Source organism: Archangium gephyra (genome assembly GCF_049060025.1).
Lineage (GTDB): Bacteria > Myxococcota > Myxococcia > Myxococcales > Myxococcaceae > Archangium > Archangium gephyra_A.
Genome location: NZ_JBMEQQ010000002.1, coordinates 146,861 through 162,473, shown reverse-complemented (window position 1 = coordinate 162,473; position 15,613 = coordinate 146,861). Strand labels below are relative to the sequence as shown.

17 protein-coding genes are annotated in these 15,613 nt (G+C 69.8%); 8 read left to right on the top strand and 9 right to left on the bottom strand.

Going from position 1 to position 15,613, the window contains the following annotated elements:
- Nucleotides 1-199 precede the first annotated feature (199 nt).
- The 7 genes from ACN28I_RS00835 (at nt 200) to ACN28I_RS00805 (ending at nt 6,664) form a co-directional block, all read left to right on the top strand.
- Nucleotides 200-1,099, top strand: a complete 900-nt coding sequence (locus ACN28I_RS00835; RefSeq protein WP_420940287.1) for a TadE/TadG family type IV pilus assembly protein — start codon at nt 200-202, stop codon at nt 1,097-1,099.
- Between the two features lie 3 nt (nt 1,100-1,102).
- Entirely contained in the window at nt 1,103-3,073 is a 1,971-nt protein-coding gene (locus ACN28I_RS00830; protein WP_420940286.1) for a pilus assembly protein TadG-related protein, read from the top strand.
- Nucleotides 3,074-3,082: 9 nt separating this feature from the next.
- Complete coding sequence (locus ACN28I_RS00825; protein ID WP_420940285.1) at nt 3,083-4,231, top strand: TadE/TadG family type IV pilus assembly protein; 1,149 nt, start codon at nt 3,083-3,085, stop codon at nt 4,229-4,231.
- Nucleotides 4,232-4,309: 78 nt separating this feature from the next.
- On the top strand, nt 4,310-4,963 hold the full coding sequence (locus tag ACN28I_RS00820) for a hypothetical protein (protein ID WP_420940284.1): 654 nt from the start codon (nt 4,310-4,312) through the stop codon (nt 4,961-4,963).
- Complete coding sequence (locus ACN28I_RS00815) at nt 4,960-5,730, top strand: hypothetical protein (RefSeq protein ID WP_420940283.1); 771 nt, start codon at nt 4,960-4,962, stop codon at nt 5,728-5,730. The genes ACN28I_RS00820 and ACN28I_RS00815 overlap by 4 nt, the downstream gene beginning before the upstream one ends.
- Nucleotides 5,727-5,960 (top strand): TadE/TadG family type IV pilus assembly protein, encoded by a 234-nt coding sequence (locus ACN28I_RS00810; protein WP_420940282.1) that lies wholly within the window; start codon nt 5,727-5,729, stop codon nt 5,958-5,960. The genes ACN28I_RS00815 and ACN28I_RS00810 overlap by 4 nt, the downstream gene beginning before the upstream one ends.
- Nucleotides 5,957-6,664: a hypothetical protein gene (locus ACN28I_RS00805; RefSeq protein WP_420940281.1), complete on the top strand. Its 708-nt coding sequence runs from the start codon at nt 5,957-5,959 to the stop codon at nt 6,662-6,664. Before ACN28I_RS00810 ends, ACN28I_RS00805 begins: the two co-directional genes overlap by 4 nt.
- Nucleotides 6,665-6,671: 7 nt before the next feature.
- On the opposite strand, the gene ACN28I_RS00800 is transcribed toward ACN28I_RS00805, so the two are convergent.
- From ACN28I_RS00800 to ACN28I_RS00790, 3 genes are all read right to left on the bottom strand, one after another.
- Nucleotides 6,672-8,069 carry an anti-sigma factor family protein gene (locus tag ACN28I_RS00800; protein WP_420940280.1) on the bottom strand — a complete coding sequence of 466 codons (1,398 nt, stop codon included), beginning with the start codon at nt 8,067-8,069 and terminating at the stop codon, nt 6,672-6,674.
- Nucleotides 8,066-8,698: an RNA polymerase sigma factor gene (locus ACN28I_RS00795; RefSeq protein ID WP_420940279.1), complete on the bottom strand. Its 633-nt coding sequence runs from the start codon at nt 8,696-8,698 to the stop codon at nt 8,066-8,068. Before ACN28I_RS00795 ends, ACN28I_RS00800 begins: the two co-directional genes overlap by 4 nt.
- A 127-nt stretch (nt 8,699-8,825) precedes the next feature.
- A complete protein-coding gene (locus ACN28I_RS00790; protein WP_420940278.1) occupies nt 8,826-9,065 on the bottom strand; it encodes a hypothetical protein in 240 nt (79 codons plus the stop codon).
- Nucleotides 9,066-9,314: 249 nt separating this feature from the next.
- On the opposite strand from ACN28I_RS00790, the gene ACN28I_RS00785 reads away from it, so the two are divergent.
- Nucleotides 9,315-10,310, top strand: coding sequence for a WD40 repeat domain-containing protein (locus ACN28I_RS00785; protein WP_420940277.1), 996 nt, complete (start codon nt 9,315-9,317; stop codon nt 10,308-10,310).
- A gap of 22 nt (nt 10,311-10,332) precedes the next feature.
- Here the strand turns inward: ACN28I_RS00785 and ACN28I_RS00780 are convergent, their stop codons facing one another.
- The 6 genes from ACN28I_RS00780 to ACN28I_RS00755 form a co-directional block, all read right to left on the bottom strand.
- Nucleotides 10,333-10,740, bottom strand: a complete 408-nt coding sequence (locus tag ACN28I_RS00780; protein ID WP_420940276.1) for a DUF2085 domain-containing protein — start codon at nt 10,738-10,740, stop codon at nt 10,333-10,335.
- A gap of 1 nt (nt 10,741) precedes the next feature.
- Nucleotides 10,742-11,773 carry an ABC transporter ATP-binding protein gene (locus ACN28I_RS00775; RefSeq protein ID WP_420948536.1) on the bottom strand — a complete coding sequence of 344 codons (1,032 nt, stop codon included), beginning with the start codon at nt 11,771-11,773 and terminating at the stop codon, nt 10,742-10,744.
- Entirely contained in the window at nt 11,770-12,762 is a 993-nt protein-coding gene (locus ACN28I_RS00770; RefSeq protein WP_420940275.1) for an ABC transporter ATP-binding protein, read from the bottom strand. Before ACN28I_RS00770 ends, ACN28I_RS00775 begins: the two co-directional genes overlap by 4 nt.
- A gap of 38 nt (nt 12,763-12,800) precedes the next feature.
- Entirely contained in the window at nt 12,801-13,883 is a 1,083-nt protein-coding gene (locus ACN28I_RS00765; protein WP_420940274.1) for a hypothetical protein, read from the bottom strand.
- Between the two features lie 24 nt (nt 13,884-13,907).
- A complete protein-coding gene (locus tag ACN28I_RS00760) occupies nt 13,908-14,660 on the bottom strand; it encodes a hypothetical protein (protein WP_420940273.1) in 753 nt (250 codons plus the stop codon).
- Nucleotides 14,661-14,749: 89 nt separating this feature from the next.
- Nucleotides 14,750-15,571, bottom strand: a complete 822-nt coding sequence (locus ACN28I_RS00755) for a DUF4292 domain-containing protein (RefSeq protein ID WP_420940272.1) — start codon at nt 15,569-15,571, stop codon at nt 14,750-14,752.
- Nucleotides 15,572-15,613 lie beyond the last annotated feature (42 nt).

Here is a 15,613-nt window from a genome sequence, read left to right as displayed (position 1 = left end):
CCCGGGGCACCAGCGGGTGGGATGTTATCCAGCGACCATGCAAAGTGTCAAAGTCACGATCTCCCGGCTGCCGGATTGTTCCGGACCGGAGAGTCCCCGTCCCCCTGGTGGAGGGGGGGTCTTCCCTCTGAGACGCCGCCCTGACGTCACCTCCGAGTGACGGAGGCGGTGGCACGGATGTCGCTCCAGGGCGGCGTCCATGAGTGAACATCCCCGAGCAGGCAGGCAGTCGGGCCAGGCGGCGGTCGAGTCGGCGCTGGTGCTGCCGCTGATGGTCTTCCTGGGCCTGGGCCTGGTGCAGCTCACGCTGATGCAGCAGGCGAAGTTGATGACGGAGTACGCGGCGTACTGCGCGGCGCGCTCGGGCATCGTGTGGAACGGCAACACCGAGCGGATGAGGGACGCGGCCCTCGTGGCGCTGCTGCCCACGCTGGGACGCACGGACGCGCTGCCGGACCTGGCCAGGACATGGACGCGGGCCCGTCTCCAGGACGAGACGTTGCGGCGGCTGCCGTGGCCCACGCGGGACTCGGTGGTCCCGGCGGCGGTGAATGGCGCGCCCCTGTTCGGACTGGTACGCGTCGATACGGTGAACCCGTCCTGGTACTCGCCGGTGCGGAGCGTGTGGAAGCTGCGCTCGGCCACGGCGTGGCGGGAGCTGGATTTCGACGGGCCGGATGGGTACCCGCAGGTGCCGGCGCTGGAGACGAAGCTGGCCCGGTTCTTCAACCTCGCGCTGCCGGACGACGCCGAGGAGGTGTACCGCAAGGCCACCGTGCTGAGCGTGCGGGTGCGCTACTGGTACGAGCTGCGCGTGCCCTTCGCCAATTGGGTCATCTTCACCGCGTGGTGGGCGGCCAACGCGGGCGTGACGCTGGGCGGAGCCATCCATCAGCCCACGAAGGTGACGGCGCCGGTGCGCGGGCTGGAGCACCAGCGGGGCTACGCCACGCTCTACCGGCAGGAGATGGGCGTGCTGTGGGGGCTGGCCGCGGGCAGGCGCTACTTCCTGCCGCTGACGGCCACCTACAGCCTGCGGATGCAGTCGAACTTCTATTTCAAGTGGCTGATGCACCTGAACCCGGACTGGGGCCTGTGAGCCATGGTGACCCGCTCTCTCCGACACAGCTTCAAGCGGCAGGAAGGCCAGGCGCTGGTGCTCGCGTGCCTGCTGATGCTCGTGCTGAGCATCGCGCTCATCACCACGGTGAACCTCGGGCACGGCGTGCACGAGCGGATCCGCCTGCAGAACACGGCGGACGCGGCGGCCTGGTCCACGGCGGCCATGGAGGCTCGCGCCTTCAACTTCTACGCGTTCACCAACCGCACGCAGGTGTCCCACTACGTGTCGGCCATGATGTGGCAGTCGCTGGACTCGTTCGTGTTCTCCGTCCAGGCCTTCCTGACGGACCTCTACGGGTTCATGCGCACCATCGGCCCGTGCTTCCCCCGCGACAGCCGGGACGGCCTCTTCTGGCAGAGCGTTTGCACCCTGCTCGACACCCTCCCCTCCCTCCACGCCATCATGCGGGGGCTGGACCTGGTCTTCACGGCACTCCGGGGGATGTTGCTCCTCATGAAGCCGGTGATGGAGCCCCTCGACCAGGTGATTGGCCGGGTGGTGATTCCCGGGCACCGGATGCTCAACGCGGTGATGGCGGGAGCGGCCACCGCGGTGATGCTCGCCACCTCCACGTACGTGATGGGCACGTCCCACGCCGTCATCGAGGCGAACGATCCGGACGTGGATCCGCTCGTCCCCCAGACGCTGGCGGGCCTCATCAACCAGTGCCTCTACAGCCGCACGCACGACAAGGCGGCCAACGGGACGCCCTTCAGCCCCGTCAATCCCTTCGAACCGTTGGATCCCACGAGACGCAACGAGACCGACAAGACCGCCCGGGCCAAACGGGTGATGGCGGGCATCACCAACGCCACGCGCTTCGCATGCGACGCGAAGGACGGCGCCTGCCCCGAGTCCCTCGTCACCGACCGGAAACTGGGGAACCTCATGCCCATTCCCCGGTGGCTCGCGCCGCTGGAGGGCGTGCTCGATGGCATTCCCAAGTGGGGCCAGACGCGCTTCCTCACCTACCGGCTCGGCGAGGGCGGCGGCAAGAGCGCCAGGGGCGGGAACAAGATCCGCGAGTCGAAGGACCTGCCCCACCTGCCCATGGGCATGCTCGCCCAGGGTGATGTCCTCGGAGCGGACGACCCCTACTTCATCAAGTTGCCGGGACCGGCTTCCGTCAACCTCGGGGGAACCCGGCTCCTCAACCCCTTCCGCTGCCCCAAGCAGCCCGGCCCGGGTGACACGCGGACCTGGCGCGACTGCTGGGGAGACCCGCGCGAGGACAAGAACGACACGCTGAAGCCGAGTGTGTGGGCCATGAGCGGCACGGACCTGCGCGAGAACGGCATCCACTGGCGCGTGGTGTTCCCGGGAGAGGCCTCGACGCAGGAGGACCGGAACGTGGGCCTCTACGAGTCCAGGACGTGCCTCGCGAGTGTCCCGGGCGCGTGCTTCTTCGAGATGTCCGTGTACGTGGCCAACGTCCGCGTCGATCCGAAGGACCGCAACCACCCGTGGCCGGGGCTCGTGCCCTTCCCCCACTTCGAACCGGGTGACTACGCGAAGGACTGCGCGGAGAGCCTCAACGAGACGCCCGGCATCGCGGACATGGCGGGGCGCCGGGACGACTTCAACCAGCCTTCCACCTGGGTGCTCCTCAACAAGAGCGCGGACGCATTCCGCCACACTCCGGGCCAGCTCAACTCCCAGGGGAAGCTCACCTTCGCCTTCGGCACGTCTCCCGGGACGCTGGACCTGAAGAACGGCCGCACGGCGGTGGGGCCCGGAGGCTCGCCGGGGATGAGCGTCATCTCCCGGGGCCAGACGTACTACCACCGGCCCGGCAACTGGACCGAGCAACCCAACTTCTTCAACCCGTACTGGCGGCCCCGGCTGGCGGCGGTCTGGCAGGGCAAGGACTCGCTGCCGCTCGTGGGGAAGCTGGCGGACGCACTGCCCGGCGACCTGAAGGACGCGCCCGCGCGGTTCATCACCCACTGAGGCCCCGCCATGTTCCACTCCCGTGTACAGCCGAAGTCCGTCCGGCGAGGCGCCGCCACCGTCGAGCTCGCACTCGTGGTGCCACTGCTGGTGTCCCTCCTGATGTTCAGCGTCTTCCTCAGCGAGGTCATCCGGGCCCGCCTCAAGCTTCAGGAGGCCAGCCGGTATGTCGCGTGGGAGATGACCAGCTACCCCTTGAGCGACTACGCCACGGCGAACCATGACAGGGCCTTCGACCTCGCCATGAAGGCCACGGTGAAGGAGGCCGCCGAGCGTTACGCGGACCTCGACTCCATCGAGCCCGAAGGCCGGTTCGGCACGATGCTGCGCGCCTCGCCGGTACAGGTGAGCCTGCGCAACCAGGATGTGGCGGGCGTCGACCTGAGCCGCGTCCTTCCCGACAGCGCAGGCGCCAAGGGCCCCGAGGCAGCCGCCGCGAGGGGCAAGACGCTCGGCGAATTGCTCGGACATTTCCGCTTCAACACCCGGGGACAGGTGGAGGTGGAGACCACCAGCACGCTCGCCAGCTACGTGTTGCCCCGGCGCTACCTCCAGAAGGAGCAGCACGGCTTCTTCGACGTGGACAACTGGGGCGGGAGGGACTTGAGCGACCTGCGGGTGAAGGAGCGCTACACCCTCATCGCCAACGGCTGGCACCTGCCCGATGGCGGGGATGCCCTGATGAAGCCCAAGCGGGCGGGTGTGCATGACGATGGCTCCCGGCACGGCCTCCACCTGCAGGTGGACCGGATGAAGTTCCTGGGCGTGGGCAGCTACCTGGACCAGGTGGAGTTGGACCGGCTCGGCGCGGTGGCCCGCTTCCTCCTGCCGGACTTCCAGGGCCCTTTCGTGGTGTCCCACAACTACGTGCCCGGGGAGCGCGGCCGCGGCTGCAACAAGAGCAAGCACGGCGCCCCCATGGGGCTCAACAACGTGAACGCGTACCCCGGCCTGGATGACCCGGCCCAGCGCTGCTTCGACACCGCCCCCTTCCGCGACACCCAGGTCTACGACCAGTCCCTCTACCGGAAGATGTTCATGGCCCGCGGAAGCAACTTCATGGGCTGCAAGAACGCCCAGGCCGACGCGCCCCACCTGCCTGGCCTGGACCCCGGTGCCGCCCATGACCAGAACGAACGGAAGATCCCATGCGAATGAGCGCCCTCCCCCTTCTCCTGCTGCTGTGGGCCGCTCCGTCGCGGGCAGAGCAGGAGGCTCGCGGTCTACCCCGGCACCGTGCACACGCGGATCGGTGAGGATCTGCTCATCGGCGGCCAGCACCACCGCCTCGCGTACTTCACCACCCCGGACTCCCTCGTGAAGGTGGCGAGGTACTTCCACGGCTTCTGGACGAAACAGGGCTACCCCGTCGTCGTGAATGGCGACCTGCAACGCGAGGCCGTGGTGTCGGCCTTCTTCACGCGCGAGGGACTCCAACGGGCCGTGGTGCTGCGCACCCACCTGGGAAAGACGGTGGGTTTCACCGTGCTGAAGGACCTGTGGTTGTACGAGAAGCCCGCGAGCGCCGGCAGCCACTTCATCCAGGTGGAGGGCGCGCTCTTCAGCGCGGACGTGGGCTCTCGCGACGCGGCCGGAGGCTCGCTGCATCGCACGCAGGTGGTGGAGCGAGGACTGGACACCGTGCGCCAGGAACTCGCCGCCCGGTTCACCGCCGCGGGTTACGTGCCCGTCCGCGAGTCCGGGAGCAGGTTGGATGGCCAGCGCACCCTCGTCCTCGAGTACGCGCGTGGAGCCGAGCAGCTACTCACCACCCTGGTGGAGCTGGCGCCCTCGCGGGTGGCCATCTCGCAGGCCTGGGTGGGGACGGACCGGCCCGATGGCATGCCCAACGCCGACGCCGTGCGCCAGGCTCGGGAGGGAACGCCATGAGCACGCTCGTCTGTGCCCTGTCGCTGCTCCTGCTGGGTGCCGCTCCGGCAGAGGTGTCGCGCGGACTGCTCTTCGAGGCCGCTCCCGGGCGGCTGGACGCGCGCGTGGGCGAGTGGGTGACGTACCAGATGGACGGAGGCCCCCAGCCCGGCTTCTTCCGGCTGGCCGCCGTCGCCGAGCAGAAGGACGCCCAGGGCCGGGATGCCGTGTGGGTGGAGCTGGAGTTCGGCCAGCACGCGGAGCTGAAGGCCCCGCTGGCGCAGTTCCTCCTGCTGGTGGCCCGCGACACCGGGTTGCGCGCGGAGGGCGTCTCCCGGCTGTTCGTCACCCAGGGCTTCGAAAAGCTCCAGGAGGTGGACACCGCCGCCCTGCCCTTCTTCCTCGGCACGCCCGGTCCACCCCCCTCGGCGCGGCTGGCCGTGGGACAGGGTTCCACCGTGAGCCGGGGCGCCCCCACCCGCCTCATGACGTTCGCGGGCACCGTGACGGCCGAACCCCTGGAGGTCCGCTACCGCCAGCTCGTCCTCAAGCGCTACTGGGTCAGCCGGGAGCTCCCCATCCTCCACCTGGCGAAAATCGAGTTCCCCCCCATCCGCTACTCCCTGGAGGTGCGCGACTACGGCCTGGACGCCCGGCCCCGCCTCGTGCCTCCCGCCCCCAGTGACAAGAAGATCACCCTGGAACCGGCCAGCAGTCTTCCCCCCCACTTCCAACCCATGTCACACTCTGATACCGATCCGGGTCCGCAGGAGGACACCCGCCCATGAAGACCCACACGCCTCGCCCCCAACTCTGCCGCCGCCGTCACCGCCGCGGACAGGCCATGGTGGAGTACTCCTTCGTCAACTGGATCCTCGTGCTCGGCCTCATCGTGATGATGACCGTCGACATCGGGGGTGCCGGGCAGCAGAAGATGAACGTCATCGACGCCTTCCTGCGCGCGTACCAGATCTATTACGACTCGTTCTACTTCGTGCTGAACCTGCCGTTCCCGTGAAGCCGTCCCCCGCCGCGCGGCAGCCCTCCCCGCTTCCGCTCCGCATCCTCCACGGGCTCGTCTTCGGGGGATTGACCGCCATGTGCCTCGCGGCGGGCTCCCCCGAGCTGGTGCACCTCGTCCACACCCAGCTCCAGCCCTTCCACTCCGGGCCCCCGCCCCGTCTGGAGCTGCTGCTGCCCATGCTCGCGGCCCTGGTGGGCCTGACCGCCGTGCTCGTGCAGAGCGTGCGCGGACGCAGCGCCCGGCTGCATTGGTCCCTGCTCATCCTCGGAGCCCTCGTGCTCACCCTCTGGGGCCAGCGCGATGGGCTCGTCGCCGGACGGACCTCCGATTCCGCCAATCTGAAGATCCTCGAGGTGGCGAGGAAGCTCCACGAAGAGACCGTCCACTCGCTGCGGACCAAGGAGGCCGTCTCCGAGGATGTCGGCTCCTGGCAGGCGGCGCTGGAGCAGGCCTCCCAGGAAATGCCCTCGCCGGTGCGCACCCGCTCGTTCGCGCCGCTGCCCTTCCGCATCCAGAAGGTGGACTCGCCGGAGATGCCGCCCTCGGATGCGCCTCCCGGCACGCTGCTCCTCTACGTCATGGAGGGCGGCGTGGCCTATGCGCTCCACCCCGTGGGGCTGTCTCCTACGGGCGAGCCCTGGCCTCTTCGCGCTCCCGATGGAGAGGCCCTCGTGTTCCGAGGGGCCGTCAATCCGTGAGCCATTTTCACTTCTTGGCGGGGGTGGAGGACTCGAGCTCGCTCTCCAGACGGCGCTGCGCCATGCGAGCCTCGCTCGAACCCGGCGCCTCCGCCACCACGCCCTTGCAGACCTGGACGGCGATCTGCCGGCGGCCCAGCGCGAACTCCGCCTCACACAGCCGGGACATCACTTCCAATCGCTGCGAGCCCCGGACTCCGGCGGATAGCGCCGCGCGCAGGAAGGCCACCTCCTGCGCCCAGTCTCCCGAGCGGTTGGCCACCTCCGCCTGAGTCATCAGTTCCGCGGGCGAGGGAGAGAGTCTCGCGGCGGGCTTCTGCGCCGCCTCGTTCTTCATGACCTCCGCCCGCGCCACCGGTCCGGCCGCACCCGCGGCAGGCTGGTACTGCGCGGGGGCGGCAGGCGGTGGCGGCGGCGGCGAGGCAGTGGCCACCTGGGCACGCCCGGGGGCCTGCTGCGCGTACGCGTCATCCTGCGCGAAGTCCTTGCCCGCCATCGCGGCCGGACGCGAGGCCGAGCCACGGATGATCTGTTGCGGCTCGGGCGGTGCGGCCTGCGCGACCTCGAGCTCGGCGCCACGGGCATATTCGGCGGGCGCTTCCTCGGCGGGCTCGGCACTCCGCACCGGAGACACGGAGGGCAGAGCCGTCCCACCTATCGCGTCGCGCTTGCGCTTCGACTCCTTGCTGGCGAGCACATCGAGGCCACCCGCCTCTTCGTCGCTGTTCAGCGCGAGCTTCTTGTCCGGGAAACCGCCAGCACTGCCAGCTCCCAAGTTGGACCAGTCTTCCCTCAGGGAGCCGCGCATCGAGCCCTTCTTCGGGGCTGCCTTCGCCGGCATGCGCGTGGCGGGCGTCGCGGCCCGCATCTCCTCGTCCATCTCCGCCTGCACCTTGCCGATATCGGCGGGCACCGGAATGGAGGCCTCCGGGGGCATCGGAGCGGGAGCGGGTGCGGCCGCGGCGTCCGCGACCCTCTCCGCCGGCTCTTCGCGGCTTCGCGTCTTCTCCCGCGGAGACTCCTTTTGCTGGACGAGCGCGGGGCTGAGGTCCACCTCGCGATTCACCTGGATGACCACGACGCCAAAGACGCTCAGGGCCGCCAGGCTCAACACGGGCGCCAGCAGGCGGCGCCACCAGCGCGGCGCGGGCTCGGGACCCGCGGCGGCCCGGCGCGCGGACTGCTGCGCGTACGCCAGCAGCGACTCCAACCCCGCGTCCGGCGCGGACTCCAGCGGCAACCGGGACATCGTGGTGCGCACACCCCGGATTCCCGCCAGCGTCTCCGAGCAGCGTGAGCAGCCCTGCACGTGCTGCTCCACCAACCGGGCCTCGGTCGGCGGGAGCTCGTCATAGGCGAAGTCCAGCAGCCGATCCTCGTGTGCGTGGGTTCCCTGGGTCTTCATCCCGCCACCGTCCTTCCGTCCTCGACCAGGTCACCGTCTACCCCGAGCTCGGCCAGGCGCCGACGCAGGCCCTCGAGGGCATAACGCATCCGGCTCTTCACCGTATTCTCGGACACCGCCGTCACCTCGGCGATCTCCTTGAAGGGGATGCCGCTGTACTCGCGCAGGACGAACACCTCGCGCTGCTCCTCCGGGAGGCTGGCCAGCGCGCGCTCCAGCAACGGCCGCACGCGGGCGTTGTAGGCACCGCGCTCGGGGCTCGCGCCCTCGTCGGGGAGGGCCTCACCCAGGGGACGGCCCTCATCGCCCTCGGCACCCGCGGTGGGCGCCTCCAGCGAGGCCGCCTGCCGGTAGCTCTCTTTGCGCGCGCTGTCCACGCAGAGGTTCCTCGCAATCGTGTAGACCCAGGTGGTGAACTTCGCCTTCGCCTCGTACTCCGGCGCGCTGCGCACCACTTTCAGCCACGTCTCCTGAAGCACGTCTTCCGCCCGCGCACGGTGGCCGGTGAAACGGAGGATGAAGTTGAACACCGGCGTCCGGTGCCTGCGCACCAGCACCTCGAACGCACGGGCATCCCCCGCCCGGAAGGCGAGCATCAGCCGTTCGTCTGAGGTCTCCGGTCCCAACACTCCCCCGTTTCCAGGGCCCTATGCCTGTCCTCACCCCTCCCGCCCGATTAACGGGCGAAGGGGGATTCGGGTCTACCCGATTTTGGCCCTGCGTAAGTGGCGAGAATGACAGGGAGCACGGGCGCTGTCACCAGGACAGGCTCGCCCGCCCGTCCCTCCAGGAGGGCTTCGGCCGGGCTCGCCGAGGGCGAGCGGCCGAGCATGCGCAAGGTCCCACCAGGGAGCGCATGAGGGCCCGGTACAGGCGCCAGAACGGACCCTGTCCGAGGCCGGACTTCGGCGGAAACGCCCGCGTGTCCATGTCCGGCAGGAACGCCGCGCCCCGGCCGCTGGCGAACTGCCAGACGGGGATGGAGAGCAGTTCCATGGCGGAACCTCGTCGGAGTGCATGCGGGCGAACCACGTGACCGCGTCCGGAGGGAGCTCCGGCACCCGGGGGGCGACCTGGGCGATCCGCTTCCACCCGAGCGAGGCGCTCTCCTCCGCGTCCACCTGGAGCGCGCAATACTCCCGGAGCGTGAGCCGCCGGAGCCTGTGGCGCATGGGCCTCGGCACCTTGCCGCCCTGTAGCCGGAATTGTCAGCCCCGCCCGCGCCAACCGTAAAGTAGAGCCGCCATGCACTCCCAACGGAAACCCATCACGGTGGCCAATGCCTCTCGCCTCGAGCGCGTACGGCAGTTCGGCCCTCCCAGCTCCATCAGGAGCCGGGGACACCACCTCGCCTTCGACAGCCGGAGCACCCTCCTGGTGGCCCAGGCGCAGGGACAGCCGGAGAGGATCCGCTGGTGGGACGTCCGCGGTGAATCCGGCCTGCCCGTGTGCTCGCCGGAGCTTCCCCTCGGACCCATGTTCTGCGTGTTGCCCGGGAGAGAGCTCGTGGTGGCGGTGGGCGAGCCTGACGTGACGGCTCCCGCGGCTTGGAAGAAGCGGCTCGTGGCCCTGTCCACCCGGGACGGTTCGCTCCGGAACGAGGCGCCCTTTCCCCACTACCTCTCTGGAATGAGCGCCTCCGCCGACGGCTCCTTGTTGGCGATGACGGTGGATGATGGGAAGGGGCTGCTGTGGGACGTGGAGCGCTGGCGCCCTCTGCGCGAGATGGAGGCGCCGCCCAAGAACTTCTACTCCCAGGGTTGTGCCATCTCACCCGATGGGCGCTTCATCGCGGCGGCGCAGAGCCACAACAACTTCCCCGACGAAGGCTCCGGCACCCTTCAACTCTGGGATGCCACCACGGGCGCGACGCTGTGCCTGCTGAGCGGGAACGATCCCTATGTCTGGGACGTGGCGTTCCATCCCACCGAGCCGCTGCTCGCCGCGGGGACGAACGGTCATGGCATCCATGTGGTGGACCTCGAGCAGCGGCGCATCGTGCGCACGATGGATTGTCCCAGAGCCTGGCGTCTGAGCTTCAGCCCCGACGGCTCACTGCTGGCGGTGGCGCTCGATGGACCCTCCTTCAGCGTCTACCGCTTCGACACGGGAGAGCATCTCTTCAGCCATGAGGACAACAACGACGAGCAGACGAGCACCGCCTGTTTCTCACCCGATGGGACGTACGTGGCCTGGGGCCAGGGCGACTACACCCTTGGACTGTGGGCCGTAGCGGACTGAGGCCACGGCCGCGGTCCCGGGCCTACCTGTCTCCCTGCCCTCTATAGGTCATGAGCAGGACGGGAAGCGCGACCACGGCCACCAGGGCGGCCTGCCACACCAGCACCTGTGGCAGGGGCCTCTGGAAGTGGACGAACAACGAGCGGCCCAGGGCCACGCCCAGCAGCACGCCGGTGAGGGTGCGCACGGCGTTGGAGCCACCGCGCGGACGGAAGCGGCCCACCGCCCAGTCCACGAGCGCCGGCAGGGTGAGGCCGAGCACCACCGGCACGTCCCACTCCCACGACAGAGGGGCTCGCACCTTGAAGAGGCCCACCATCACGGCCAGCAGCACCGGGTACGTCCCCAGGCAGCGCGCGCACACCCGCACGCCACCGAGCACGTACGTGCGGTTGTACTCCTCCTCGTGGTGGTGACGGAGCCAGAACACCCTACCCTCCCACGTTCTGGGGCGCGCCCGCGTCCGGCCCGGCTGGAGTCGTCTTCCGCGCCTCATCCTCCACCAGGAAGCACGCGGCGGTGTGCCCGTTGTCCAGGGCGTACAGGGGCGGCGTCTCGCGCCGGCAGCGCTCCATGGCGTACGGGCAGCGCGGGTGGAACGGGCACCCGGGCGGCGGCGCGAGCGGAGACGGCACATCCCCCTGGAGGATGATGCGCGAGCGCTTGCGCTCGGGGTCCGGCACCGGCACCGCCGACAGCAGCGCCTGCGTGTACGGGTGGCGAGGCTTCCGGTAGAGGTCCGCCGCGTCCGCCAGCTCCACGATGCGGCCCAGGTACATCACCGCCACGCGCGTGGACACGTACTCGACGATCTTCAGGTCGTGCGCGATGAAGATGTACGTCAGTCCCAGCTCGCGCTGCAGGTCCACCAGCAGGTTGACGATCTGCGCCTGGATGGAGACGTCCAGCGCGCTGATGGGCTCGTCGGCGACGACCAGGTCCGGCCGCAGGGCGATGGCCCGGGCGATACCAATCCGCTGGCGCTGCCCTCCCGAGAACTCACTCGGGTAGCGGCCCAGCGCGTCGCGCGGCAGGCCCATCAAATCCAGCAGCTCGGCCACCTTCGCCTCGCGCTCACGGCCGCGCTCCAGCCCGTGGATGGCGAAGGGCTCGCCCAGGATGTCCCGCACCGTCATGCGCGGGTTGAGCGAGGCGTACGGATCCTGGAAGACGAGCTGCATCCGCCGCCGCAGGGGGCGCAGCTCGCCCTGGGAGAGGCCCGTCAGCTCCCGGCCCTCGAAGCGGATGGAGCCCGCCGTCGGTTCCACCAGCCGCAGCAGCGTGCGCCCCAGGGTGCTCTTGCCGCAGCCGCTCTCGCCCACCAGACCGAGCGTCTCGCCGCGCCGCACGTCGAAGCCCACCCCGTCCACCGCCTTCACCGTGCCCCGCACGCGCCCCAGCACTCCCCCTCGCACCGGGAAGTGCGTCTTCACGTCGCGCACCTGCAGCAGGGGCTCGGTCATGGCGCGGGCACCGGGTTGTGGCACGCGGCCTCCTGGCCCTCGCGCTTGGTTTCCAGCGCCGGCTCCACCCGCGCGCAGATGTCCTGGGCGCGCTCGCACCGGTCCCGGAAGCGGCATCCCCCGGGCAAACGGCGGAGGCTCGGCACCATGCCGGGGATCGTCTTCAACCGGGGGCGCTCCCCTGCCCCACCCGTCTCCTGGAGGGCCGGAATGGAGCGCAGCAGTCCCGCCGTGTACGGGTGCGCCGGCTGGCGGAAGAGTGCCTTCACCGGGGCCCGCTCCACCACCCGGCCCGCGTACATCACCACCACCGCGTCACAGCTCTCGGCCACCACGCCCAGGTCATGGGTGATGAGCATCACCGCCATGTGGCGCTCCGCCTGCAGCCGCTTCAGCAGCTCCAGAATCTGCGCCTGGACGGTGACATCCAGCGCCGTGGTGGGCTCGTCCGCGATGAGCAGCTCCGGCCCGCACGCGAGCGCCATGGCGATCATCACCCGCTGGCGCATGCCGCCGGAGAGCTGGTGCGGGTAGCCGTCCACGCGCTGCTCGGGAGCGGGAATGCCCACCCGGCGCAACATCTCCACCGAGTGCTCGCGCGCGGCGGCCTTCGACAGCCCCTGGTGCAGCCGCACCCCCTCGGCGATCTGCTCGCCCACCGTGTAGACGGGGTTGAGCGAGGTCATCGGCTCCTGGAACACCATGGAGAGGTGGCGCCCCCGCATGCGGCGCATCTTCTCCTCGGGGAGCGAGAGCAGGTCCTCGCCCCGGAAGCGGATCCGCCCGCCCACCACCCGGCCGGGCGGCTCGGGCACCAGGCCCATCACCGAGAGCGCGGTGAGGCTCTTGCCACAGCCGCTCTCCCCCACCACGCCCAGCGTGCCGCCAGGCGGGATGGAGAAGGACACGTCGTCCACGGCCAGCACCGGGCCCTCCTCCAGGGAGAGCTGGGTCTTCAATCCACGGACGTCGAGGAGGGGCTCGGACATGGGGCTCACGGCCGGGCCTCAACACCCGGCCCGGGGCGTCACTTCCGGGACAGCTCCTCCAGGAACTCCTCCTCGCGGATGATGCGCTTGCGGATGAGGAGCCGGATGAGGCTGGCCACCATGCGCGCGGGCTTCACCTTCTCGGTGTGCAGCGTCGCCTCGGCGCCATCCGCCATCCGCTCGAGGTCCTCGAGCACCGCCAGGTCCTCATCCGTGATGTCCGGAGGCCGGGGCGCGGGAGGCGGCTGCGGCAGGCCCTTCGCGGCCCCACCGAAGACGACCACCGGCACGCCCTTCTGGCCCGGCGCGGCGGACGGCGGCTCGGGCTCGGGCTCGCCGAGCAGCTCATCCAGCACGTCCTCGCTCTCCTGCGGGGGTGGAGGAGGCGGCGGGCTCGCGGCGGCCCTGGCCCTGGGCGAGGCCTTGGGGGTGATGAGGGTGATGTCCTCGTCCTCATCATCGAATGGCGGCGGTGCCGGGGGCGACGGCGGCTTTGGATTCAAAGCGGACCTCGGGGTGATGAGGGTGGGGCCGATGTCATCATCGTCGGGGGGCGGAGGCGGCGCGGAGGGCACATCCCAGTCGAGCAGGGCCGAGACCGCGGCGGCCGCCGACGACGGCGTCTCGCTCACGGGCTCCAACACCGGCGGTCCGGGGGCGTCGTCTTCCGGAAGCAGCAGCCCCCGGCCACTCACGAGATCGAGCGAGCGATCGATGTCGTCCTCGGCGGCCACGTGCACCCGGATGGGCTTGTTGAGCTGGAAGCTCAGCTCGCCCACCACGGTCAGGTCCGAGGGGTCATCCACCGCCACGAGCAGCCGCTCGCCGCGCGCTTCCCGCTCGAGCCCGAACAGCACGAAGCGGTGCTCGGCCTGGAAGTCGAGCGAGACGAGCTCGCGCACCTTCGGAGGAATCACCTCCGGGAGCCGGACGAAGGGCAGATCGAACTGGCGCGCCAGGGCCTGGGCCACGGCGGTGGGTTCGGTGAAGCCGAGGGCGATGATGACCGAGCCCAGGCGCTGCCCCTGGCCGTAGGTCCGCTGCTGGCCGAGCGCCTTGCGGACCTGATCCGGGTTGAGCGCGCCGGACTCGATGAGCAGCTCGCCGATCTTCTTGCGCATGGAGGAACGGGGGGGCTGGACGGCTTACCGCTTGACCTTCGCCAGGTACTCGTCGCGAGTGAAGACACCCTTCTCGATGAGCAGCTCCACCATGGCCTTGAGGGCGGCCACTTCCTTGCGCTGCACCTCTTCCACGCTGCGCAGGAGCTCCACCGGGCTGCCGTTTCCGCCGCGCACCGGGGCCATCTCGCGCGAGGGCGCGTTGGGCATGGGGGCGGGGGCCGGAGTCCTGGCGGGGGCCGGGGCCGGAGGAGCGACCGGCGCGTTCATGTTCTTGACGACCGTGCGGCCCTGGGCGTCCACCACCTTGAAGTTGGTGTCCGCGTCGGCCAGCTCGCCCTGGTCATCGTAGAAGCGCGCCATGGACCGGGCGATGGCCGTCCGTCCGGCCACGTTGGGCACGATGCGGCACTTGGTGACGGCGCGCAGCTCGTCCAGTTGCCGCACGTTGAGCGGGTCCGAGATGGCCACCACCAGCGTCTTGCCGTCGTCGCGGAGCTGCAGCGGCAACACCGCGAAGTCCCGCGCCGTCTGCAGCGGAACCTTGTTGAGCACGTGCGGGGGGATCTCCTTCACCGCGTCCAGGTTCACCGCCGGAATGGCGAGCTGCTTGGACAACGCCCGTACCAGGATGTCCTCGGACACGAGGTTCATCCGCACCAGGATCTCTCCCAGCTTCCCGCCCCACTTCGCCTGCTCCGCGAGCGCCGCCTTGAGCTGGCTCTCCTGGAGCACGTTCGCCTTGATCAGCAGTTCACCAAGCTTGATCTGTGCCATGTCGCAGTCTTGGGGAGTCCGAACGGACCCGCCGGTCCGGTCAGTGTACCTGAAGTTCCAACCATTGCCGCATTATCGACGTTGCCCGCTCAAGAACCGGGCGAGGCGGGAGGCAGGGCGACGGGAGGCAGGGACTGGCCTCCCTCGTCCACCTCGACGACGGGGATGCCCTCGGGCGCGGTGAGATCGAAGAGGGTGAGGTCCGGGGACTCGTTGAGGGTGATGCCGGTGTAGCGCAGGCCCAGGGAGGTATCGGCGGTGGGGGCCTGGAGCTTCACCTCATGGGGGAAGACGAAGTCCCCCTGCTCCTTGAAGTTCTCGTACTCGAGGCCATAGGCCTGGATGCCGCGCACCTGGCTGCGCACCACCCGGAGGTGCTTGGGGTGGATGTGGAGCACCTGGGACACGGCTCCCCTGTGGAGCGTGAGGACGTACAGCCGCTCCTTCTCATCCAGGGCGAGCGTCATGCGCTCGGCGGGGATGAAGGGCACCTTGCCGAGCATCACGGAGACCAGCTCCTCGCTCGGCAGGGCCACGGGCAGGAAGCGCGAGAGGTTCCGGGGGGTCGCCGGCCCCTGGTAGTACTTGTTCTCCTGGAACTGGAGGAGGCCGAAGCGCTGGCCGTCGGTGACGAGCACGGCGATGGGCCGGTTGAAGAAGTCGAACATCTCCACGCGCAGCAGGCCCGGCCGGGAGGCGGCCAGGAAGGCGGAGACGGTCCCGGAGCCCTGGGGCGATTCCACCCGGAGCTTCCCGTCACCCTGGAGGGTGGCCACCCGGTCCTGGGCGGCGCTCGTCAGGCGGAAGAGCTCCTCGGCCTGGGTGATGGGGCCCTGGGGACCAAAATCGATGCGCTTGGGACAACCTGAACATATGAGAGCCAGGAAGATTGCTGCGGCTGCGCGGTTCATGGCTTTAGTCTCGCGCCAGGCCGACCTTTCTGGCCACCATTC